This is a genomic window from Alloactinosynnema sp. L-07 (assembly GCF_900070365.1).
Lineage (GTDB): Bacteria > Actinomycetota > Actinomycetes > Mycobacteriales > Pseudonocardiaceae > Actinokineospora.
On sequence record NZ_LN850107.1, the window covers coordinates 6,820,700 to 6,842,954 of the forward strand.

Here is a 22,255-nt window from a genome sequence, read left to right on the forward strand (position 1 = left end):
GCAATGCGATGCCCACTGGCGATGCGATGCCCACTGGCGATGCGGTGCCCACCGGCAGCGCGGTACTCACCGGCGCGGCCGCGCCCGCCGCCGACCCGGCGCCCGCCGCCGGCGTTGTGCCCGCTCACCAGCGCGTCGGCCCGCGTCCGCTGGAGCGTCCGCCGGTCGACCCGTCCAACGCCGCCGTCTTCGGCAGGCCCGTGGGCGTCGACGGCGCGTTCTCGCCCAAAGCCGCCGCCCCCGCCCCGCTCGGCGCCCTCAACTCCGTTCCGCCCACGCCCGAAGCCCTGGTCAGCGCGTTCGGCAGGCCCCTGGGCCAGCGCGACGTGATCCTCCAACGCCCGCCCGGCTCCTCCCGCTCCACGGCGAGCCAGGACGAGCCGCTCTGGGCCGAGGACAGCTTCGACCCCTGGCGCGACCCGGCGGCGGGCGCGGTCATCGGCCCGCCCGCACTCGACCGCGACGACGACTCCGACGCCAAACCCGCCCGGCGCGCACCGGGCGCTCTCCTCAGCGTCTCCGAGGTGCTGTTCGGCAGGCGGGTCAAGCCCGTCGCGCTCGGCGTCCTCGGTGTGGTCGCGCTGCTCATCGGCGCGGCGGGTGGACTGGTCGGCTGGTTTGTCGCCCGCGGCGGCGACGCGCTGACCAGCGACGTCACCCTCGCGCAGGCCGAAGCAGGCAAGGAACGGCCCGTGGGTTCGGTCTCCGACATCGCCGCCAGGGTGCGGCCCGCCGTGGTCTCCATCGAGGTCAAAATCGAACAGGGCGGCGGCACCGGCTCCGGCGTGCTGATCGACGGCGCGGGCTACATCGTCACCAACTGGCACGTCGTGACCCTCGAAGGCCGCGCCGACGAGAAAGCCAAGATCACCACCGTCTTCACCGACGGCACCAGGGCCGAGGCCAAGCTGGTCGGCACCGACCCGAAGACCGACCTCGCCGTGATCAAAGTCGATGTCAACAACCCGACGGTCCTGCAGTTCGGCAACTCCGACGAACTCAAGGTCGGCGACTCGGTCATCGCGGTCGGTTCCCCGCTCGGGCTCACCGACACCGTCACCGAGGGCATCGTCAGCGCGCTGCACCGGCCGGTGGTCGCGGGCGGCGACAACGGCCAGTCCCCGATCACCTACGACGCCATCCAGACCGACGCCTCGATCAACCAGGGCAACTCCGGCGGCCCCTTGGTCGACTCGACCGGCGCGCTCGTCGGCATCAACTCGGCGATCCGCAGCAGCGGCCAGGGCAACACCGGCAGCGTGGGCCTCGGCTTCGCCATCCCGTCGAACGACGCCAAACGCATCGCCGAGGCCCTCATCCGCGACGGATCGGTCAAGCACGCCGACCTAGGTGCCAACGTCCGGTCGGTGTCGGCCGAGACCGCCGAGGGTGCGCAAGTCGTCAACGTCAACGAAGGCGGCGCCGCCGCCCGCGCCGGAATCGCCGAGGGTGACGTCATCCGCAAGGTCGGCGACCGCCACGTCCGCAACGCCGCCGAACTGACCGTGGCGGTGCGCACCCACCAGCCGGGGCAGACGGTTCCGGTGGTGTTGGCCCGGCAGGGGCAGGAGCTCACCATTCAGGTAACCCTCCAGTCAGATTGACCGGCTAACCTGGCATCGCAGCAGTTTGAATCGGAGGTAAGCAGGGTGTTCGAGAGCATTGGCTGGGCCGAGATCCTGGTACTCGGCGTCGCCGGCTTGTTCATCCTCGGCCCCGAACGCCTTCCCGACGCCGCCGCGTGGGTGGGCAAGACGATGCGCAAGGTCCGCGAATACGCCACCGGCGCCCGCGACCAGCTCAAGACCGAACTCGGCCCCGAGTACGACGACCTGCGCAAACCCCTGAACGACTTACGTCAACTGCGCAGCCTCGACCCCAAACAGATGGTCGCCAACCACCTCTTCGGCGACGGCGAGAACGGCGTCAAGCCCAACGGCTACGCCCCCCAACCCGCGCTCCCCCCGGCGCCCGCCCCCGCCGATCCCCCCAAGCCCGCCGAGAAGCCCGCGTTCGATCCGGACGCGACCTGATCGCCGTTATCAAGCTGTTACCCGGAATGTGTCCTGATTTCATGATCAAACTGCTCCGTTGAATAAAAAGTGTCGCCCGGAAACGCCCGGCCTACGCACTCCGGCCAGCGCGTAGCCAAGGGAGACAGCGTTCAAGCCCGACATGGCAGCGTCTAGCCCGCGACATGGCAGCGTCTAGGCCGAGAACGCGGCGTCTAGCCCGAGAACGCGGTCAGGTCCAGCAGCCCGAGGCGTTCGGGATCCGACAAGATGTCGATCTCCACGATCCGCGCGCCCACGACGGTGAACCCCATCACCGAGATCGGCTGACCGTCGCGCACGGTCACGGTGCCAAAGGCCCCGTTGACCATCGCCAGCCGCGCGAACGGCGCGTAGTGGGAGAACATGAGCGCGTTCCCCGCCACGTTCGCCGCGCCGGTGACGACCTTGGACGGCGCAAGCAGCCCACCGTCGACACGCAGGACGACGTCGGGATCGAGCACCGCGACGAGCGCGTCGAAGTCCCCGCCGCGGGACGCGGCCATGAATGCCTCCACCACCGCCCGCTGCCTGCCCAGGTCGGCCTCGGGCGCGGGTGTGCCCTGGACCCGCCGCCGGGCGCGGCTCGCGAGTTGGCGGGCCGCGGCGGGGGTGCGGCCGACGATGGGGGCGATCTCGTCGAAGGACACCCCGAACATGTCGTGCAGCACGAAAGCCAGTCGCTCGGCTGGGCCCAGGGTCTCCAGGACGACGAGGAGCGCGAGTCCGACCGAGTCGGCCAGGACGGCTTGGTGCTCGGGGTCGATGGTGTCCACCTGGCCCACGATCGGCTCGGGCAGCGACGTGTCGAGAGGGGCCTCGCGGCGGGATTTGCGGGTGCGGAGCATGTCCAGGCACACGCGTCCGACGACGGTGGTCAGCCAGCCGCCGAGGTTGTCGACGGCGGTGGTGTCCGAGCGGTTCAGGCGCAGCCAGGCCTCCTGCACGGCATCCTCGGCCTCGGTGAGGGAGCCCAGCATCCGATAGGCCACGGCGCGAAGGTGGCCGCGGTCGGCCTCGAAGCGGTCTGCCAGCAAGCGGCTCCGGTCGACGTCGCTCAGATTGGCTGGCGGGCTTTCGTTGGCGTGGCTGGGGTTGGCAGGCAACCGGCTGGGGTCGGAGTCACGCGAGTTGGTCTGCTGGCGACTGGTGTCAGGAGCGGCAGGCGGGCTTTCGTTGGTGTGGCTGGGGTTCGCGGGTAACCGGCGGGGGTCGGCGTCACGCGCCGATGATCGGCTGGGGTCAACGTCGCCAGGGTCAGCAGGCAAGTCGGCCAGGACACCGCTGCCGTCGGGCAGCGGAGCGAAAAAGTCTGCCGGGAAATTCTTGTCGTCCATCGGTCACATTCCTCCGTCGAGATCCGTCAGCGCTTTGACGGACGGCGAAGAGCAATTGTGACAAGGGAGATCGACATGCAGGCACGGATGGCCAACCCGGCGATGATCGTTCCAGACGCGATGCAGGCGCTGCTGGGGTTGGGTAAGGCGATCAACAAGGGGGGCGTTCCCGCGCAGACCCTGCACCTGGTTTACCTGCGCGCCAGTCAGATCAACGGGTGCAGTGTGTGCGTCGACATGCACGCGCGGGATGCCAAGAAGGCCGGGGCGAGTGACGAACGCATCTGGGCGGTGGGCGCGTGGCGCGAGACGACTCGGTTCACCGAAGCTGAGCGGGCCGCGTTGGCGCTCACCGACGCGACCACGAAGCTCACCGACGGGCCCGTTCCCGACGACATCTACGACGAGGCCGCCAGGCACTTCGATGAGCAGGCGCTGGCGACTCTGATCATGGGGATCGCGACGGTCAACCTGTGGAACCGGCTCAACGCGGCCAGCAGGCAGATCGTCGGCTGACACCTACCGGCCCGCGGGCGACACCGACAGCATCCGCCCGGACAGCCCGCGGGCCCGCATGGACAGCTTCCCGGCGATCTCGTTCAACACGCGCGCCGCGGGGGCGTCCGGTGTGGACTTGACCAGCGGTTGGCCCGCGTCGCCGCCTTCGCGCAGGCGCGGGTCGAGCGGGACCTGGCCGAGCAGGGGCACATCCGAGCCGACGGCGCGCGACAGGGAGTCGGCGACGGTCTGGCCGCCGCCGGAGCCGAAGACGTCCATCCGGGTGCCGTCCGCCATCTCCAGCCAGGACATGTTCTCGATCACGCCCGCCACCCGCTGCCGGGTCTGCAGGGCGATCGCGCCCGCGCGCTCGGCGACCTCGGCGGCGGCCATTTGCGGGGTCGTCACCACGAGGATCTCGGCGTTGGGGATCAGCTGGGCCACCGAGATGGCGATGTCGCCGGTGCCGGGCGGCAGGTCGAGCAGCAGCACGTCCAGGTCGCCCCAGAACACGTCGGCGAGGAACTGCTGCAGGGCGCGGTGCAGCATCGGGCCGCGCCAGACGACCGGGGTGTTGCCCGGGGTGAACATGCCGATGGAGATGACCTTCACGCCGTTGGCCTCTGGCGGCAGGATCATCTTCTCGACCTTGGTCGGCTTCTCGTTGGTGCCGACCATGCGCGGGATCGAGTGGCCGTAGATGTCGGCGTCGACGATGCCGACCTTCACCCCGCGCGCGGCCATCGCGACCGCCAGGTTCACCGTGACACTGGACTTGCCCACCCCGCCCTTGCCGGACGCGACGCAGTAGACCCTGGTCAGCGAGCCCGGTTCGGCGAACGGGATGCGCGGTTCCTCACTGTCGCCGCGCAGCGACTTGCGCAGGGCGGTGCGCTGCGCGTCGTTCATCACGTCGAGTTCGACGCGCACGTCGGTCACGCCGGGCAGCCCGATGACCGCGGCCGTCACGTCCCGGGTGATCTTGTCGCGCAGCGGGCAGCCCGCGACGGTCAGGAAGATCGCGACGTCCACGCGGCCGTCCTCGTGCACGGTCACGTCCTTGACCATGCCCAGGTCGGTGATCGGCTTGTGGATCTCCGGGTCCTCGACCTTGGCCAGGGCGGCGCGCACGGTGTCGACGGTGGGAAGAGTTGTCACATGCCCCATGCTACGGGCGGGTAGCGGCGTGTCGACGTGCGGATGGCGGGCGCCACAGGCCAGCGCGCGGCGGGTAGAACGTGTTCCGTAACATTGTGAAGCCGCTTGGCTACCAGGAGGACCCCTTGACCGTGCCGGACCAGTCCGCCCGGCCCACCCGTGAAGAGCTCCACGCTTGGCGCACCTTCCTGCGCGCCCACGCCCGCATCACCCGTGCGCTGGAGGCCGAGCTGGTCACCGAGCAGAAGTTGTCGCTCGGCGGCTACGACGTGCTGGTCCAGCTCGCGGAAGCGCCCGGCCGCAAACTGCGGATGGCCGAACTGGCCGACGCCGTGCTGCTGTCCCGGTCCGGGGTGACCCGGCTGGTCGACCGGCTCGAACGCGTCGGCCTGGTCTCGCGCGAGCGGGTCGCGGGCGACGGGCGCGGTGTTGTGGCGACGCTCACCGAGGGCGGCCTGAACACGCTGCGCACCGCGTCGCGCACCCACCTCGACGGTGTCGTTCGCCACTTCGTCGCCCGCTTCGAACCCGACGAACTTCAGGACATGGGCGACCTCTGCGCGAAACTGGTCGACTAGCCATCGTCCCAGCGCGGGTCGTCGACGATGGACTGGGCCGCCGTCGCCTTGGCCTTGGACTTCTTGGTGCCCTTGAGGTCGCCGCGCAGCTTGTCGAGTTCGCCGCGCAGGTAGTCGCGGGTGGCGACCTCGCCGATGGCCAGGCGCAGCGCGGCCAGTTCGCGGGCGAGGTACTCGGTGTCGGCCTTGGTCTGCGCGGCCCGCGCCCGGTCCTCCTCAAGCGACACCCGGTCGCGGTCGTCCTGCCGGTTCTGCGCGAGCAGGATCAGCGGCGCGGCGTACGCGGCCTGGGTCGAGAAGGCCAGGTTGAGCAGGATGAACGGGTACGGGTCCCATTGGTAGGACACGGCCACCAGGTTCAGCGTGATCCAGCCGATCACCAGCATCGTCTGCCAGAACAGGAACTTCCCCGTGCCGAGGAACCTGGCCAGCCGCTCGGAGAACCGGCCGAACGCCTCGGGGTCGAACTCGAAGCGCAGCGTGCGCGGCCGCCGCGGCTGGTCGAGGCGACGGCGGAAAGTGGGCTCAGGCATCGACGGGCTCCGCGCCCCGCTCGCGCCAGCCGTCGGGCAGCAGGTGGTCGAGCACGTCGTCGACGGTGACCGCGCCGAGCAGGTGGTCCTCGGCGTCCACGACCGGCGCGCACACCAGGTTGTAGGTGGCGAAGAACCGCGTGACCTCGACCAGTGAGTCGGTCGGCCGCAGGCTCGTCAGCTTCTTGTCGATGGCCCCCGCGACCAGGTCGAACGGCGGCTCGCGCAGCAGCCGCTGGATGTGCACGCAGCCAAGGTAGCGGCCGGTCGGGGTGGCCGACGGCGGCCTGCACACGAACACCATGCTGGCCAGCGCCGGGGTGAGGTCGGGGTTGCGCACCCTGGCCAGCGCCTCGGCGATCGGCGCGTCCGGGGTGAGCACGATCGGCTCCGGGGTCATCAGGCCGCCCGCGGTGTCGAACGAGTACTCCAGCAGCCTGCGCACGGGTGCGGACTCCTCGGGCTCCATCAGTTCCAGGAAGCGGTTCTTGTCCGGTTCGGACAGCTCGGCCAGCAGGTCGGCGGCGTCGTCGGGGTCCATCGCCTCCAGGATGTCGGCGGCGCGTTCCTCGTCGAGGTGGGTCAGGATGTCCTTCTGGTCGTCCTCGGGCAGTTCCTCGATGACGTCGGCGAGCCGTTCGTCGTCGAGCGCGTCGGCCACCTCGTAGCGGCGCTTGGACGGCAGGTCCTGCAGCGCGGTCGCCACGTCGGCGGCGCGCATGGTGTCGAACACGGCGACGAGCTGGTGGGCGTCCTGCGGCTGCCCGCTGAGTTCGGTGACGCCGGGGGAGCGGATCTCCGACCACGGCAGCACCTGGATCGGCCCGCGCCGCCCCAGCCTGCCGGTGCGCTCGCGGATGGCGACCCGGCCCAGCACCCAGTCGCGGGTGCGGGTCGGCTCCATCGCGATGTCGACCACGACCGCGGTGGTCCCGGTCGCCACGATGTCGACCCGGGCGTCGAGGAGCTGGCCGACGACGAGGACCTCGTTGGGTCGCTGGTGGAAGTGGCGCATGTTGACCGAGCCGGTCGCCAGGGTGATGGCGTTCGGGTCGATCGAGGTGACCCGCAGCATCGGTACGAAGATCCGCCTGCGGGTCGCCAGCTCCACCACCATGCCCAGCACCCTGGGCGGCTGCCCGTCGACGCGCAGCCCGGCCACCAGGTCGCGGATCTTGCCGATGGACTCGCCGTCTGGGCCGAACACCGGCAGGCCAAGGAGCTGCGCGACGAAGATCTTGCTGATGCCTGCCACGCCGTCAGGCTATCCGCGAATCGCCCGCCTCACCGCTCAGCGCAGGGCGTCGCCGCGCTCGGTCCGTCGATAGAGGACCGACCGGCGGTGGCGGGTCTTGGCGACCAGACGCCCTCGGTGGCCATGAACCGCACCCGGTACGAGAGGTCCGCGTCGATCCGGTCGCGCAGACCGGGCCAGCCGTCCTCGATCGCGTATGCCCAGAACCGCTCCAGGCCACGCGCGGCCCGCTTGCCGAACGTGCCCGCGTCGGCGGCGGCCAGCGCGTCGCGGGCGGTGACCCCGGCGTAGCCCAGCTGACGGGCGACCAGCTCCGGCGGCTCTCGACTGCGGGTGACGGCGACAGTCGAACACCGGCCACGTGGCGGCGTCGAAGGTGGCCACGATCACGGGTCCGAGGGGAGCGGCCACTACCGCGGCGTGTTCCGGTCCACCCATCGGCCAACGATTCGAGTCGTGTCGAATCGTTTGGCAAGGGTGGTGGTGGTGCGGTGAGCTTGTGGCCAGGGGGTACGGCCGGGGCCCAGCGCCCCGGCTGTGCTTGTTCATCGGTCGGCGAGGGCCGTGCCGCGGTCGGTGCGGCGGTGGACGACGGCGCGGCCCGCGCGGCCCTTGGTGGGATCAGCACGAACTCGTCGCGCGGGCGACGGCGACAGCCGCACCGCCGCCGGCGTCGCCGCGTCGAAGTGGGCGACCAGGCGGGCCTATCCCCGGAATTGGGCTACTCGGCGAGTGCGAGTGCGACGGCCCTGGCTCCGGGGCTGTCCTCTTCGTCGACCCAGGTCTCGACCGCCCGGACGAACGACCATCGGCGGGCGAGGTCGTGGTCGAGGTCCATCGCGGCGACCACGGCGTCGAGGCGGGCGCGTGGGTCGTCTATGCGGTTCCACAGCAGGGCGAGCACGCCGAACTCCGGGTCGCCCGCGATCGGCTTCGGGTCGATCACCAGCCACGGTTCCCGCTCGCCGCGCAGCACGTTCTCGTAGTGCAGGTCCTCGTTGACCAGCCGGTTTCCCGCTCTCGGCGCCAGTTCGCGGCAGTACGCGACGGCCTGTTCGACTAGTTCGCGGGGCACCGCGCAGTCGCTGGCGGCGAGTTCGTCCGCCCATTGTTCGGCGGTGGTCCGGACGTGGCGCACGACGGCGGGCGAGGGGCGGTCGAGCCTGCGCGCCAGGCCCGCCACGACCTCGATCGCCTCGGTGATCGGGACGTCGAGCAGGGAGGTGTCGGGGTCGAGCCGTTCGAGCAGCATCGACCAGTCCGACGGCTCGTGGGCGAGCAGCCGGACCGCGCCGTCTCCGTCCCAAAGGGACAGTGTGAGCGCCTCGTGTTCGGCTTCCTCGTGCGGCCAGGGAAGTTTCAGGACCGCGGGGGAGCCGTCCGCGCGCCGGACCGGGACGACGAGGGCGACGTATCCGTAGTTCGGCTCGCCGTCCGGCGTCAGGTCCCAGCGGCGGGCGCAGCGGGTGGCGAGGTCGGGCAGGTCGGCGATCCAGCGGAGTTCGTCGGGTTCGGTGAAGCCGTCGGCGAAGTCGGCGGGCACGGTGAGCACAGTGTCAGTGTGGCCACACCGATGTCGCGGTGGCCACAATGGCGGTCCAGATCCAGGCGTGGTCGACTACAACTCTCCAGTGGTTACCGGCCGGTTAACCCCGTTCCGAACGGAGGCTCGATGCGTTCACCGAAGGACTTCTTCCGCCCGCTCGCGGTAGGTGCGCCCGAGCCGGTGCGGGAGATCCCGTTCCGGCCGTCGCGCATGATCCACTTCTTCGACCCGAGCAACGAGAAGATGGCCGCGAAGGTGCCGGACATGGCCGCGCAGGCCGACGTCGTCCTCGGCAACCTGGAAGACGCCGTGCGCGCCGACCGCAAGGAGGCCGCGCGCGAGGGTCTGGTGAAGATCGCCAGGGCCACCGACTTCGGCGACACCCAGCTGTGGACCAGGGTCAACAGCCTCGACTCGCCGTGGGTCCTCGACGACCTGGTCACCCTGGTCACCGAGGTCGGCGACAAGCTCGACGTGATCATGGTCCCGAAGGTCGAGGGCGCCCACGACATCCACTACGTCGACCGGCTGCTGGCCCAGCTCGAGGCCCGTGCGGGCCTGGAGCGGCCGCTGCTGGTGCACGCCATCCTGGAGACCGCCAGCGGCGTGGCCAATGTCGAGGAGATCGCCACCGCGAGCCCGCGCATGCAGGGCATCTCGCTGGGCCCGGCCGACCTCGCCGCGAGCCGCCGGATGAAGACCACCAGGGTCGGCGGCGGCCACCCCGGCTACCTCGTGCGCACCGACCCCGTCGGCGACGATCTGACCGAGGGCCGCACCACATACCAGCAGGACCTGTGGCACTACACCGTCGCGCGCATGGTCGACGCCTGCGCGGGCGCGGGGATCCTGCCGTACTACGGCCCGTTCGGCGACATCGCCGACGTCGTGGCCTGCGAGGACCAGTTCCGCAACGCCTTCCTGCTCGGCTGCGTCGGCGCGTGGAGCCTGCACCCCAAGCAGATCGCCATCGCCAAGAAGGTCTTCTCCCCGGCCCCGGAGGACGTCGCGTGGGCGCGGCGGGTCATCGCGGCGATGGGTGACGGCACGGGCGCGGTCATGATCGACGGCAAGATGCAGGACGACGCCACGGTGAAGCAGTGCCGCGTCGTGGCCGAACTCGCCGACGCCCTCGCCGCGCGCGACCCCGAGTTGGCCTCCGCCTACGACACCGCCACCAAGGAGGCGCTGGCCAGTGAGTGAGTCGACGCTGCCTGACACCGGTTCGGCACCGCGCCCCCGCCGGTCGGTCCTCTACATGCCGGGCGCCAACGAGCGCGCGCTGGAGAAGGCCAAGACCCTGCCCGCCGACGCGCTGATCCTCGATCTGGAGGACTCCGTGGCCCCCGACGCCAAGGCCGAGGGGCGCGAGCGGGTCTGCGCGGCCGTCGCGAACGGCGGCTACGGCAACCGCGAGCTGACCATCCGGATCAACGGCCTTGGCACCCAGTGGCACGCCGACGACCTGCGGGCCGCCGCCAAGGCCGGGCCCGCCGCCGTCGTGGTCCCGAAGGTCAACAGCGCCACCGAGGTGCACGCCATCGAGCGCGCGCTGGAGGCCGCGGGCGCCCCCGACCACACCGCGATCTGGGCGATGGTCGAGACGCCCATCGCCATGCTGCGCGCCCATGACATCGCCGCGGCGTCCGAGCGGCTGACGGTGTTCGTCATGGGCACCAACGACCTGGCCAAGGAACTGCACGCCGAGCACGTGCCCGGCCGCGCGCCGCTGCTGGGCGGGCTGTCGCTGGCGCTGCTGGCGGCCAGGGCGACCGGCAAGGTCATCCTCGACGGCGTCTACAACGACGTGAAGGACCTCGACGGCTTCGCCGCGGAATGCCTGCAGGGCAGGCAGTTCGGCTTCGACGGCAAGACGCTGATCCACCCCGGCCAGATCGAGCCGTGCAACCAGGCCTTCGCTCCGTCCGAGGCCGAGGTCGCCCAGTCGCGCAAGATCATCGAGGCGTTCGAGGCGGCCGCCGCCGAGGGGCGCGGCGTGGTCACCGTGGACGGCCGAATGATCGAGAACCTGCACGTCGACAACGCCCGCCGGATCCTCGCCGTCGCCGCCGCGATCGACGATCTGGGCTGATCCGCACAGTGCTCCGCCGGACCGCCCGCGCCTTTCCCCGGCGCGGGCGGTCCGCGTTTCCGCGCATTCTCTGACCTCCGTCGCCGACGAAAGGTTGCCCCGAATCCGGGCGCATATCCGCGTGCGGAACCGGGCGGTTGGAGGTGACGAAGAGTCGTGGAAACGCGCTATGGTACGGCCGATGTTCACCCGTTCGGGCACTTGCACCGCGGCCCGAGGGGTACTGAATTGTCGCCACTCCGGCGAGTGATCACTCCGCCTTTCCCGTCATGGCGAGTTGTTTTGGGACTAATCGACACGGAGAAGAGGAACGATTCGAGTGCTCGATGAGCAGGAGGAAACGCCCGCGCCGTCGCGCGCGGCGGGCAGACGCGGCAGGCCCGCGCTCAGCAGGCTGCGGACCACCGCCGACTTCACCAACGACAAGCTCAGTCCCGACGACCGCAAGCTCGTCCTGTTCCTGCTTGTCGTGCTGGTCGACGAGAACGACTCCCTGAGTGAGTCCTATCGGGCCGTGGCCGAGGAATACGGCCACCTGCCTGGCCACTGGGCCTACGGCAGTGATCTGGGCGACCTGCAGAAGAAGTGCTCCAAGTTCCTCGGGCGCGGCGCCCGCAGAAGGCCGCGGTGGGAGGAGATCCGCGACGTGCTGGCGGTCGCGGTGTCCGACGGAAACCGGCCGGTGATCACCGCGATGGCCGCGGGACTGTACTGTCGCGCGGCGACGCTGCGCAGTCCCGGCAGCGGGTACACCGGGGTGATCAGGCTGCCGTCCTGGATCGACGACCCGGAGGTGTCGCGCGGGCAGATCCACGACTCGGTCGGCGCGGTCACCGTCTCCCGGCCGCGCGAGATCGACCCGCCCAGCGCGCGCGAGTCGGCAGTCCAGGCCGTGCTTCACGCACGTCTGCGGGACCAGCGGTCGGAGTTCCAGCGCCGCGAACACCAACTGCGCCGCGAGGTCGGCGAGGCGCACCGCCGCGGCGACGCCCTGGCCGAACTCGCCCAGCACTATCTGCGTCTGGTGCATCCCGGTGTCAGCGACGACTACCTCCGGCGGGTGTTCATCGCCGACCTCAACGCCCGTATCGATTCTCTCCCCCGTCGGTGATGTGATCACCAGCCGACCAAAGCGCTGATCACACCGCCTCGCGGACGGCCCGGTGCCCACGGCATCGGGCCGTTCCCGTCGCGCGAACCTATCCAGTCCCACGCTGACCAGGGGACTTTCCCGGCGAGTTCACTCACCTGGACTAACGCGGGCGGGGAGTAACATCGAGAGTGGGAAAAGGGAGCCCACCATGGTTCTCCTCTATGTATTGGCCTCGGCCCTGTTCACCGCCGCGGTGATCCTGAGCACGTGCACCAGGATCGTGCGCCAGTACGAGCGCGGCATCGTCTTCCGCTTCGGCCGCGTGCGCCCCCACGTGCGCCAACCCGGCCTCGCGGTGCTGCTCCCGGCCGCCGATCGGCTGCAGAAGGTCAACATGCAGATCGTGACGATGCCGGTGCCAGCCCAGGACGGCATCACCCGCGACAACGTGACGGTCCGGGTCGACGCGGTCGTCTACTTCAAAGTCATCGATCCAGTCCTGGCCGTGGTGTCCGTGCAGGACTATCAGTACGCGGTGGGCCAGACCGCGCAGACCTCGCTGCGGTCGATCATCGGCAAGAGCGACCTCGACGACCTGCTGTCCAACCGCGAACGGCTCAACCAGGGCCTGGAGATGATGATCGACAGCCCCGCCCTGGAGTGGGGGATCCACATCGACCGCGTCGAGATCAAGGACGTCGCGCTGCCGGAGTCGATGAAGCGGTCCATGTCCCGCCAGGCCGAGGCCGAACGCGAGCGCCGCGCCAGGGTCATCTCCGCCGATGGCGAACTCCAGGCCTCGCACAAGCTCGCCGAGGCCGCCAGGACCATGGCCGACACCCCCGCCGCGCTGCAGCTGCGCCTGCTGGAGACGGTGGTGGAGGTCGCCGCGGAGAAGAACTCGACGCTGGTGCTGCCCTTCCCGGTCGAGCTGCTCCGGTTCCTGGAGGCCGCGTCCAGTAATCGGTTCGTTACCGATCCCGGAGGACACGGAAAGGTCACGGAGCAGGTCAACGACGTCACGGGACGTGAAAGGTTGTCGTGACATAACGCACAGATCACGGCCGGAGCTTGCTTTGACCCCCACCCGGCAGGCGACGCTAGGGGCATGGGTAGACACCGCGACACCTCATCGGAGGGCCGAAGTCTTCTGAGCCTGTTCGGCGGACGCCGCCGCCAGGCCGACGACCTCTTCGACCGCAGCTTCCGCTCCTGCGACGGCTGTGGGGCCGACGTGTACATCCTCGCCGAGGAGTGCCGCGGCTGCGGCGACCGGCTGGTGCTGCGCGCGGGCTGAGTGGTCCTGCGCACTTCTGTGCCGCGAACGGGCGTTAACCAGTAGATACTCCTGGGTAACTCAAGTGCCGTCTCGCCTAGGGAGCTCGCATGGCCCGCCTCGCCCAGACCGCCGGACTGACTGACGTCCAGCGGGAGATCCTGTCCACGGTCAAGGACTTCGTGGACAAGGAGATCATCCCGCACGCGCAGGCCTTGGAGCACGCGGACGAGTACCCGACCGACATCGTCGAGGGCATGAAGGAGATGGGCCTGTTCGGGCTCACCATCCCGGAGGAGTACGGCGGTCTCGGCGAGTCGCTGCTCACCTACGCGCTGGTCGTCGAGCAGATCGCCCGCGGCTGGATGAGCGTGTCGGGTGTCATCAACACCCACTTCATCGTCGCCCACATGGTCAAGCAGCACGGCACGGACGCGCAGAAGGCGCACTACCTGCCGAAGATGGCGACCGGCGAGGTCCGCGGCTCGTTCTCCATGTCCGAGCCGGACCTGGGCTCCGACGTCGCCGCGATCAAGACCCGCGCCAAGCGCGATGGCGACGACTACGTCATCAACGGCGCCAAGATGTGGCTGACCAACGGCGGCTCGTCGAACCTGATCGCCCTGCTCGCCAAGACCGACGAGGGCGCCGACAAGCCCTACCAGAACCTCACCACGTTCCTCGTGGACAAGCCGTCCGGGTTCGGTGAGGTCGTTCCCGGGCTCACCATCCCCGGCAAGATCGACAAGATGGGCTACAAGGGCGTCGACACCACCGAGGCCGTGTTCGACGGCTTCCGCATCGGCGCCGACAAGGTCCTCGGCGAGGCGCCCGGCAAGGGCTTCTCGTACATGATGGACGGCGTCGAGGTCGGCCGCGTGAACGTCGCCGCCCGCGCCTGCGGCATCGCGATCCGCGCGTTCGAGCTGGCAGTAGAGTACGCCCAGCAGCGCAGGACCTTCGGCAAGGCCATCGCCGAGCACCAGGCCATCGCCTTCAAGCTCGCCGAGATGGCCACCAAGGTCGAGGCCGCCCACCTGATGATGGTCAACGCCGCGCGCCTGAAGGACTCGGGCGAGCGCAACGACGTCGAGGCGGGCATGGCCAAGCTCATCGCCTCGGAGTACTGCGCCGAGGTCACCCAGGAGTCCTTCCGCATCCACGGCGGCTACGGCTACTCCAAGGAGTACGAGATCGAGCGCCTCATGCGCGAGGCCCCGTTCCTGCTCATCGGCGAGGGCACCAGCGAGATCCAGAAGACCATCATCTCGCGCGGCCTGCTCCGGGAGTACAAGTCACGCGGCTAGTGGTGTGTCCATGAGCGTTGTCGGGCTATCGGCGGATCCAGGTTTCCGCTGGGCGTGCCGCCGGAATGCCGCTCGTACTGGGGTGTACTTGGGCGTTTCGGCGGTGCGGCCTGCGGGAAGCTGGGCCGTCGAGAGCCTGGCAACGATCGTGGACACACCACTGGCTTGAAATTCCGAGGACGCGCACTACCTGGCAAGATGGAGGGATGACCGCGTTCTCGGGCTCCTCGCGAGCCAATCAGGGTCTGCCCAAGGTGCCGACACCGCCCAGCGGCTGGCCGATCGGGTCCTACGGCACCTACCAGGAGGCCCACCGCGCGGTGGAGCACCTGGCGGGCAATGAGTTCCCGGTCGAGGAAGTGACCATCGTCGGGGTCGACCTGATGCTGGTGGAGCGCGTCATCGGCAAGCTGAGCTGGCCGAAGGTGCTCGGCACCGGCGCGCTGTCAGGTGCCTGGTTCGGCCTGTTCGTCGGCCTGCTGCTTGGGCTGTTCAGCCAGCAGCAGGCCTCGTTCGCGCCGATCCTCGTCGGCCTGTCCGCGGGCGTGGTGTTCGGCCTGGTCTTCGCCGCCGTCGGCTACGCGAGCACGCGCGGCCGCGGCCGGGAGATCGCCTCGGCCACCCAGCTGGTCGCGGGCCGCTACGACGTCCTCGCCCAGCCGCGCAACGCCGAGAAGGCCCGCGACCTGCTGGCCAAGCTCGCCATGGGCCCCGGCGGGCTGAGCTAGCCCGAATCGCGGCCTGCTCGGCAGACCCCGCGACAACCTGACCTACGCGGGCCTGTGGACAACTGTTTGCCCGCTTGCCGATCTTTCTCCACCCTGGACACCAGGCGCCTCGACTGGCGAGGCGCCTGAGGGAACAGGGGAATGTCCTTATGCGCACCATCTTTCGCGCCGCGCTCGCCGTCCTGCTCGCACTGTCCACAGTGCTCGGTCTCGGCGCCGCCGCCACGGCGGATCCACTCCCGTGTGACGCGGGCGAGCTGTGCCTGTGGTCCGAGCCGAACTTCGGTGGGGAACTGATAGTCCTGACGCTGTCGGATACGGGAGTGGAGGAGTGCGTGCCGTTGTCGGAGGACATCGGCGTGCGGTCGTTCATCAACCGGCTGAGCATGCCGACGACGGTCTATCAGGATCAGGAATGCTCGACCGATGGCGAGTTCGACACATATCCAGGCAGCGGCACATTCGTCCCGTCGGCGCCGTTCACCGTCCGGGCGGTACAGATCTGGACACTGTGATGACAGCCTGCCGCGGACCCGCGTACGTCAACGAGATCGCTGTCGCTCAGTGGCGACGGTCGCGGAGGGCGGTGATCACCTCGTCGTCCCAGCGGTGGGTCCGGATGAGCCGGTAGCGCTCGGCGATCACCCACAGGTATGCCTCGGCCTCGGTCTGGGTGTCGATCATCCCGGCCTGCCGGAGCATCGTGGTCACGGGCACGAACTCCTCGGCGTACCACCGCGCGGCGACGGTTTGCCGGTCGAGGAACGCCCGCTCGTCCTGCATGAGCCGGAAGCCCCACGCCTCCACCGCCTCCGACAGTTCCGCGTAGTCCCACGGCGCGGTCAGGTTGATCGCCGCCCGCGCCTCGCCCCGTAGGGGAACGCGGTCGAGGAAGATCCGCCGGTAGTCCTTGACGATCAGGTCACCCCGATACCGGATCCCGGCCGCCGACACCCGAGTGACGATCTCGGTGACGTACGCGTCGATCGTCTTCAAGTCCAGCGCGTGCGCCACCGAGACCCGATGGTGCCCGTCCGAGACGAAATGGAGGTCCCCCACGCGATAGACCTCGATAGGCGGAATCGCCTCCCCCCGACGCTGCGCGAGAGCCAGCCGTTCCCAGCGCTCGCGGGCCCGCCCTGAGGTAGGCCGGAAGCGGCGGTCGAAGTCCCGGGTCCGATCCACGCTCCCGACGATCGAGTCGAGCGGGATCACCCGCAGCCCGAGCCGCTTCTCCCCGGTACGCCCCAACGCGCCCACGACCTCGTCGAACGGCAACATGATGTTGACGTCATCCGGCTCCCGACGCAGCCACGCCCCAAGCCGGGAGAGCACCTGGCGCCTGCGCATCCGCAGGAAGTCGTTCTCCGCGTCGGCATGGGGAAACCCGGTATCACGCGCCACGGCTACCTCCACTCGGTGATGATCGTCGGTACGGCCACCCACACCGAACGGACCGCGACGCCCATGGGTTTCGATGATGGGACTCGCTGGCCGGCTACTGCCGCGGCTGTTCGGCTGCCGGGGTTCGATCACGAGTGTCTCGTCCGAACGCGCGGGTGCGTTCATGGCTTGTCGGTGGGGGCGGGGATGTCGAGGATCCGGTAGCCGACCGTGTTGATCACTCGTGTATCGCCCACCACCCGGTCCGGAACGGGTTCCCCGTGCGGATGGATGTGGCCGTGCGGCATCACGGTCGGCCGCAGCTCGCGCAAAAGTCGTGTGCAGGCAGGCGAAGCCTCGGTGCGGCGGGTCCTCCCGGTCGCCGAGGTGGCGCGGCGGGCCATCTGGCGTTCGGCCCACTGGTTGGGGCCGCCGTTGTAGTGGATCGAGCCGCCCAGGCCCGCTATGCGCAGGCCGTCGACGTCGGCGACGCGGCAGTCGACGTTCACCGCGCCGGTTGGCCCAGGCCAGTCGGTGGGGACGCCGGCGGTTGTCCACAGGCCGCGGGAGGAGGTGTAGCCCGAGAGGTCGACATCGTGGTTGCCTGGTACGAACACGCACGGACGGTCGAGCGCACCTTCGGCATCGCCCGAGCGTACGTCCGTTCAGGTATCGATGTGATGGTGGGAAACGAGATGTGGCGGGGGGAGGGAACTGTTGTACCGCGCCGTGCGTCGGAACGGCTAACGTGATCGTCGGATGCGATCGTCTTCGGGCGGTCACAGTCACGAGCGGTGGAGAACGCCTTGCCACCGAGGGGAGTTCGTGCGATGGACAGTGGGCAGCAGGCGGGAGACCGGTACGTCACGGGTGGCGTGAACTGGGACTCCTACTCGCTGGAGGCGCTCGTGGCGATGGTCGCCGAGAACGCGAGTGCCCCCCAGCTGGAACGGCTGGCCGACGACTGGCGGGCCGCCGGGTCCGAGGTCACCGACGCGTCGAGTGTGCTGGCGGGCGCGCTTGAGGACCTGATGCATTACTGGTCCGGTGCCGCGGCCGAACAGGCGCGGCAGGACGTCGCGCTCAACGCGCGCTGGGTGGGCGACTTGGGGGAGACCGCCCGCCAGATCGGCGATCCGGTGCAGGAGGCCGCGGGCGCGCTCAAGGCCGCGCAGGACGCCATGCCCCAGATTCCACCGCCGCTGCCGGTCGACCGGGCCCTGGCCGTCGACAACGCCGAGCGGGGTCTCGCGGCGGGTGGTCCCCTCGCCGCCGCCATCAACGGCACGGCCGCGGGCGCCGACAGCGCCTTCGCCGCCGAACAGGAACAGACCAAACTCAAAGCCGTCGCCGTCGAGGCCATGAAGCGCTTCGAGGGCGCCGCCCTCGGCATCGACGCCGCGACACCCCGCTTCGAGGGCCCCGACACCCAGCTCCCCCCGCCGACCACCACCCCACCGGTCACCCGGCCGCCCACCTGGAACGACGTCTCCTACGTCACCGACGTAGTACTCCGCTGGACCTCCCTGACCGGCGGCGAGCCCACCACCAGCGCCCAGGGCTACGACAGCCCCACCGACTCCCGCGGCACGGGCGGCGCCGGATCGGGTGGCGGTTTCGCAGGCGGCGGCTTCGGCGGCGGAGGTGGCGGTCTCAGCGGAGGCAGCGCGGGCGCGGCCTCCGGCCGACCGCTGCAACCCGGCATGGCCACCGGCCTCACGGAGGCCCTCAGCTCGGGCGCCAAACCCGCGGGCGTGCCCGGCGCGGGCGCGGGCGCGGCCGCCGCCTCGGCGGGCCACGGGGGCATGGGCATGGGCGGCATGCCGATGGGAGGCATGGGCGCGGGCGGTGCGGGCGCGGGCGACCAGGGCGAACACCGCAGGCGCTACCCGTTCGACGCCGAAGACCCGTTCGCGTTGGACCAGAAGGCATCGCCGCCCGTGATCGGGCTGTAAGGGGAGCACAAGAGCATGCGAGAAGAGTTCCTGCGCGAGTCCCTGATCGAGGAGCGACTCCGCGAAGCCGAGCCACACGCCTCAGAGTTCGACACACCGCCGCCGATGCCCACCCCGCAGCCCCCACCCCCACCATTGCCGACGCCGGTTCCGCCCACCCCCACCCCAGAACCATTCCCAGCGCCAGCGCCGGCACCGGCACCGATGCCGGTCCCGCCCGTCCCGGCACCACCGGCGCCTGCCCCGGCTCCGGTCACACCCGCCCCCGCCCCCGCCCCCGCCCCCGCCCCCGCACCGGTTCCGCCGCCTGCCCCGCCCGCACCCGCGCCAGTCCCGGCGCCGGATCCGTCGAACCAGGTCCCCAAGGACCTTCCGTACCCGCCCAGCAAAGGCACGTTGCCGCCCGACACCCCGGGACACCCCGAACCAGGCACCGGTGGCCCTGGCTCAGGTGGCCCTGGCTCCGGCGGCCCGGGAACCGGTGGTCCCGGCCCGGGTGGGCCTGGTTCTGGCGGGCCGGGAACTGGTGGTCCCGGTGCCGGTGATCCGGGGGCCGGTGGGCCTGGGACTGGTGGCCCTGGGACTGGTGGTCCCGGTGCTGGTGGGCCTGGAGTTGGTGGGCCTGGTTCTGGCGGGCCGGGAACTGGTGGTCCCGGTGCCGGTGATCCGGGGGCCGGTGGGCCTGGGACTGGTGGCCCTGGGACTGGTGGGCCAGGAGCCGGTGGGCCTGGCGCTGGTGGTCCGGGTGGGCCCGAGGCGGGCGGTCCCGGCACTGGTGGTCCTGGGGCAGGTGGCCCTGGATCCGGTGGGCCTGGCGCTGGTGGTCCTGGTGCTGGTGGTCCCGGTGCTGGTGGAGGGTCGACAGAGCCCACCGCGGGCGGGCCTGGCCCGGGTGCGGGCGACCCAGCCGGTCCCGGCGCGGGTGGGGGAGCCGACGGGCCCACGAACGGCGGTCCCGCTCAGTCGCCCGGCTTCTGGGACGTCGACCCAGACAAGGTCAACGGCTTCGCCCTCGCCGTCACCTCCGCCAGGTTCGGGCTCGCGGCCGTGCAGACGCGGGTCGAGCGGATGCAGGGCGACGACTACACCCCCAAACTCGGCACCAGCCCCGTCGGGCAGCAGCTGGCCAAGAAGTTCGACGACCGCCTCAACGGGGACGAAGGGCTGCGTGGGCTGCTGGCCGAGGCGATGCGGCGGATGGACCAGTTCATCGAGAGTGCCGAGAAGGTCCGCGACTCGTACCGCGAGAGCGAGGACCTGGCTCAGGACTCGATCAAGCGTGCCGACCGGCCGCAGGGTGGCTGACGTGGTCGATCTTCGCACTGAGGCGGGCGGGTGGCTGCATCCCGCCGAGATCGATCTCCTGTGCACCTTCGGCGAGGTGGCCCCGCCCTATCCGCTCCGGGTGCGTTCGCTGGGCGCGTCGATGGAGGATCAGCGCGACGTCTTCCGGACCGCGCGGTCGCGGTTGGCCGAGCGTGGGCTGGCCGATCACCGGGGGCCGCGGGGGGTGGCCGCCGACTTCGTGCATCTGTTGCGCGAAGGGGCAGGCGCGCTCGACATGTTGGTCGCGCGGAAAGGATCAGCCGCCCGCGTGTTGGTCCTGGCCCGTCGCGAGGAAGCGCTTCTGGTCAATCAGAACGGGGCCGAGGGGCCGGTTCACCTGCGGGCCCTGTCCTTGCATGACGCCGTCGACCAGTTGCAGCGGCTTGTTCCCGAGCACGAGGCCGCGATGGCGGCGCCGTTCAGTGTGCCCAGGCGGGCGGTCGAGCAGGTGCACCGCGAGATTCTCGGCGCTCGCGACCGGCTCAGTGCCGACGACCTCGACCGGATCATGCAGCGCAACGGGCTCGACGAGCAGACCGCGCGGAAGATGGCAACGCATCTGCAGCCCGTGTTGGGCAATGGGCAGGCGGGCGTCGCGGTGCGGCGGGGGTATGCCGACGAGTGGACCCGGTCCGGGGAGGAACTGCGCTGGCTCGACACCACTCGCGGGCGGTTTCGGCTGGCGGGCGGGACGCTGACCGACTGGATGAGCGTCAACCCGTTCACCCGGGATGAACTGCGGTCGGAACTGCGGACGCTGGCGGGGGAACTTTGGTACTGATCGTCCACGCGGTTCGTGGAGAAGCGGCGAGTGCTTCCGCTACCGTGACGGTCGGAAGCGATGATCCGAAGGGGTGGGGATGATCGACCTCGAACAACTGGTGCGCCGGGTCACGGAGCAGGCCGAGCAGGCCGCCGCCGCGCGCGACGCGGCCGCCCAGGAGCGCAGGCGCAGGCGGGAGGTCGACGACTCCTACGTCAACGGCGGCGTCAACTGGAACGGCTACAGCCTCGAATCGCTGCAGCGGATGGTCGGCGACCAGGCCAACCCCAACCAGCTCGACATGCTCGCCGACGAGTGGGCCAAGCACGGCGAGCGGATCGAGCGGGCCGCGCGCGACCTGTCGCGCTCGCTGAACCGGCTGATGAACTTCTGGACCGGCGCCGCTTCCGAGGGCGCTGCGCGGACCGTGGTCTCCAACGCCGCGTGGGTCGCGGAGATGGCGGGCACCGCCAAGCAGATGGCCGACCCCATCCAGGACGCGGGCGGCGCGCTGCGTTCGGCGCAGGACACGATGCCGGGCAAGCCGAGCAGCGCGTGGTACGCCTCGGCGGGCGGCGGCGCGGCGGCTGGCTTCGCCATCGGCGGCCCGGTGGGCGCCGCGTTCGGCGCCGCGCTGGGCGGCATCGCCAGCGCGTTCGGCTTCGGCAGCAACAAGAAGAAGCTCAAGCGCAAGGCCGTGCAGACCATGCAGCGCTTCGAGGCCGCGGCCCTGGGCATCGACGGCAGCACCCCGCGCTTCGGCGGACCGGCGAACGGGGTCAACCCCGGCACCGGCCCCAACCACGGCAGGCCGCCGAGCACCGGCGTCCCCGGCCCCGGCGTGCACGTTCCCGGCGGACCGGGCCACCCCGGCTGGACCGGCGGCCCGCCGCCCACCAACGGCGGCGGCGTCAACGTCGGCACCACGCCCTCGTTCGCCCCGAGCTTCAACACCGGCTGGGAGGGCCGCTGGCAGGGCCTCACCGGCTTCGGCGCGGGCTCCGGCCAAGGTGCTCCCGGCGCGGGTGGCCTGGGCGGGCTCGGCACGGGCGCGTTCGGTGGCCTCGGCACCGGCGGACTCGGCGCGGGGCGGGCCGGACTCGGCGCTGGAGCCGGTGCGGGAGCCCGCGGCGGCGCGGCGGGCTCGGGCGCTGGTCGCGGCGGCGGGAGCCGAGGCGGCGCGGGTCGGTTCGGCCGGGCCAACGGATTCGGCGACGCCCACGGACGCGGCGCGGGCGGCTACGGCACGGGCGCTGGCGCGGGCAAGCGCGGCGAGGACGACGGCGAACACCACCGCCGCGTGCCGATCGAGGAAGACCCGTTCGCCATCACCGACCTGAAGTCCGCACCGCCGGTCATCGGCCTCTAGGGGGAAA

At 70.6% G+C, this 22,255-nt stretch carries 23 protein-coding genes and 1 pseudogene; 17 read left to right on the forward strand and 7 right to left on the reverse strand.

What is annotated here, in order from left to right:
* Positions 1–26 precede the first annotated feature (26 nt).
* Together BN1701_RS31280 and tatB are read left to right on the forward strand one after the other, a co-directional pair.
* Positions 27–1,604 (forward strand): trypsin-like peptidase domain-containing protein, encoded by a 1,578-nt coding sequence (locus BN1701_RS31280; protein WP_082860463.1) that lies wholly within the window; start codon positions 27–29, stop codon positions 1,602–1,604.
* Between the two features lie 45 nt (positions 1,605–1,649).
* Positions 1,650–2,033, forward strand: coding sequence for a Sec-independent protein translocase protein TatB (gene tatB, locus BN1701_RS31285; RefSeq protein WP_054054791.1), 384 nt, complete (start codon positions 1,650–1,652; stop codon positions 2,031–2,033).
* Positions 2,034–2,227: 194 nt separating this feature from the next.
* On the opposite strand, the gene BN1701_RS31290 is transcribed toward tatB, so the two are convergent.
* Complete coding sequence (locus BN1701_RS31290; protein WP_054056293.1) at positions 2,228–3,112, reverse strand: sigma-70 family RNA polymerase sigma factor; 885 nt, start codon at positions 3,110–3,112, stop codon at positions 2,228–2,230.
* 333 nt (positions 3,113–3,445) lie between these two features.
* On the opposite strand from BN1701_RS31290, the gene BN1701_RS31295 reads away from it, so the two are divergent.
* Positions 3,446–3,904, forward strand: a complete 459-nt coding sequence (locus tag BN1701_RS31295; protein ID WP_369800655.1) for a carboxymuconolactone decarboxylase family protein — start codon at positions 3,446–3,448, stop codon at positions 3,902–3,904.
* A 3-nt stretch (positions 3,905–3,907) separates the two neighbouring features.
* On the opposite strand, the gene BN1701_RS31300 is transcribed toward BN1701_RS31295, so the two are convergent.
* Positions 3,908–5,044, reverse strand: a complete 1,137-nt coding sequence (locus BN1701_RS31300; RefSeq protein ID WP_369800656.1) for an Mrp/NBP35 family ATP-binding protein — start codon at positions 5,042–5,044, stop codon at positions 3,908–3,910.
* Between the two features lie 125 nt (positions 5,045–5,169).
* Here BN1701_RS31300 and BN1701_RS31305 point away from each other — a divergent pair, with 125 nt between their 5' ends.
* On the forward strand, positions 5,170–5,622 hold the full coding sequence (locus BN1701_RS31305) for a MarR family winged helix-turn-helix transcriptional regulator (protein WP_054056294.1): 453 nt from the start codon (positions 5,170–5,172) through the stop codon (positions 5,620–5,622).
* On the opposite strand, the gene BN1701_RS31310 is transcribed toward BN1701_RS31305, so the two are convergent.
* Both BN1701_RS31310 and BN1701_RS31315 read right to left on the reverse strand, forming a co-directional pair.
* The gene (locus BN1701_RS31310) at positions 5,619–6,155 is read right to left on the reverse strand and encodes a DUF1003 domain-containing protein (RefSeq protein ID WP_054054797.1); all 537 of its coding nucleotides are present in this window, start codon (positions 6,153–6,155) and stop codon (positions 5,619–5,621) included. The genes BN1701_RS31305 and BN1701_RS31310 overlap by 4 nt on opposite strands.
* On the reverse strand, positions 6,148–7,401 hold the full coding sequence (locus tag BN1701_RS31315; RefSeq protein WP_369800684.1) for a magnesium transporter MgtE N-terminal domain-containing protein: 1,254 nt from the start codon (positions 7,399–7,401) through the stop codon (positions 6,148–6,150). The genes BN1701_RS31310 and BN1701_RS31315 overlap by 8 nt, the downstream gene beginning before the upstream one ends.
* A gap of 132 nt (positions 7,402–7,533) precedes the next feature.
* Between BN1701_RS31315 and BN1701_RS31320 the strand changes: the two genes are divergently transcribed.
* Positions 7,534–7,701, forward strand: a complete 168-nt coding sequence (locus BN1701_RS31320) for a hypothetical protein (protein ID WP_157368318.1) — start codon at positions 7,534–7,536, stop codon at positions 7,699–7,701.
* Between the two features lie 430 nt (positions 7,702–8,131).
* Here BN1701_RS31320 and BN1701_RS31325 read toward each other — a convergent pair whose 3' ends face one another.
* A complete protein-coding gene (locus BN1701_RS31325; RefSeq protein ID WP_054054804.1) occupies positions 8,132–8,962 on the reverse strand; it encodes an aminoglycoside phosphotransferase family protein in 831 nt (276 codons plus the stop codon).
* 120 nt (positions 8,963–9,082) lie between these two features.
* Between BN1701_RS31325 and BN1701_RS31330 the strand changes: the two genes are divergently transcribed.
* From BN1701_RS31330 to BN1701_RS31365, 8 genes are all read left to right on the forward strand, one after another.
* The gene (locus tag BN1701_RS31330; protein ID WP_054054806.1) at positions 9,083–10,159 is read left to right on the forward strand and encodes a CoA ester lyase; all 1,077 of its coding nucleotides are present in this window, start codon (positions 9,083–9,085) and stop codon (positions 10,157–10,159) included.
* The gene (locus tag BN1701_RS31335; RefSeq protein WP_255364666.1) at positions 10,152–11,048 is read left to right on the forward strand and encodes a CoA ester lyase; all 897 of its coding nucleotides are present in this window, start codon (positions 10,152–10,154) and stop codon (positions 11,046–11,048) included. Before BN1701_RS31330 ends, BN1701_RS31335 begins: the two co-directional genes overlap by 8 nt.
* A 319-nt stretch (positions 11,049–11,367) precedes the next feature.
* The gene (locus BN1701_RS31340; protein WP_054054808.1) at positions 11,368–12,159 is read left to right on the forward strand and encodes a hypothetical protein; all 792 of its coding nucleotides are present in this window, start codon (positions 11,368–11,370) and stop codon (positions 12,157–12,159) included.
* Between the two features lie 190 nt (positions 12,160–12,349).
* Entirely contained in the window at positions 12,350–13,186 is an 837-nt protein-coding gene (locus tag BN1701_RS31345) for a slipin family protein (RefSeq protein WP_054054810.1), read from the forward strand.
* A gap of 63 nt (positions 13,187–13,249) precedes the next feature.
* Positions 13,250–13,438: a hypothetical protein gene (locus BN1701_RS31350; RefSeq protein WP_054054811.1), complete on the forward strand. Its 189-nt coding sequence runs from the start codon at positions 13,250–13,252 to the stop codon at positions 13,436–13,438.
* A gap of 89 nt (positions 13,439–13,527) precedes the next feature.
* Positions 13,528–14,724: an acyl-CoA dehydrogenase family protein gene (locus BN1701_RS31355; protein WP_054054813.1), complete on the forward strand. Its 1,197-nt coding sequence runs from the start codon at positions 13,528–13,530 to the stop codon at positions 14,722–14,724.
* A gap of 206 nt (positions 14,725–14,930) precedes the next feature.
* Complete coding sequence (locus BN1701_RS31360) at positions 14,931–15,452, forward strand: general stress protein (RefSeq protein WP_054054815.1); 522 nt, start codon at positions 14,931–14,933, stop codon at positions 15,450–15,452.
* 149 nt (positions 15,453–15,601) lie between these two features.
* Positions 15,602–15,967 (forward strand): peptidase inhibitor family I36 protein, encoded by a 366-nt coding sequence (locus BN1701_RS31365; RefSeq protein WP_054054817.1) that lies wholly within the window; start codon positions 15,602–15,604, stop codon positions 15,965–15,967.
* 46 nt (positions 15,968–16,013) lie between these two features.
* On the opposite strand, the gene BN1701_RS31370 is transcribed toward BN1701_RS31365, so the two are convergent.
* Both BN1701_RS31370 and BN1701_RS31375 read right to left on the reverse strand, forming a co-directional pair.
* Positions 16,014–16,802 carry a chromosome partitioning protein ParB gene (locus BN1701_RS31370; protein WP_054056296.1) on the reverse strand — a complete coding sequence of 263 codons (789 nt, stop codon included), beginning with the start codon at positions 16,800–16,802 and terminating at the stop codon, positions 16,014–16,016.
* A 215-nt stretch (positions 16,803–17,017) separates the two neighbouring features.
* Positions 17,018–17,470, reverse strand: a pseudogene (locus BN1701_RS31375) (metallophosphoesterase); the annotation flags it as partial.
* A 195-nt stretch (positions 17,471–17,665) separates the two neighbouring features.
* Here BN1701_RS31375 and BN1701_RS31380 point away from each other — a divergent pair.
* From BN1701_RS31380 to BN1701_RS36965, 4 genes are all read left to right on the forward strand, one after another.
* Positions 17,666–18,790, forward strand: a complete 1,125-nt coding sequence (locus BN1701_RS31380) for a hypothetical protein (protein WP_054054820.1) — start codon at positions 17,666–17,668, stop codon at positions 18,788–18,790.
* A 1,047-nt stretch (positions 18,791–19,837) separates the two neighbouring features.
* A complete protein-coding gene (locus BN1701_RS36630; RefSeq protein WP_172803357.1) occupies positions 19,838–20,095 on the forward strand; it encodes a hypothetical protein in 258 nt (85 codons plus the stop codon).
* Between the two features lies 1 nt (position 20,096).
* The gene (locus tag BN1701_RS36635; protein WP_172803358.1) at positions 20,097–20,897 is read left to right on the forward strand and encodes an ESX secretion-associated protein EspG; all 801 of its coding nucleotides are present in this window, start codon (positions 20,097–20,099) and stop codon (positions 20,895–20,897) included.
* A 79-nt stretch (positions 20,898–20,976) separates the two neighbouring features.
* A complete protein-coding gene (locus BN1701_RS36965; RefSeq protein WP_054054826.1) occupies positions 20,977–22,248 on the forward strand; it encodes a WXG100 family type VII secretion target in 1,272 nt (423 codons plus the stop codon).
* The last annotated feature ends 7 nt before the right edge of the window (positions 22,249–22,255 follow it).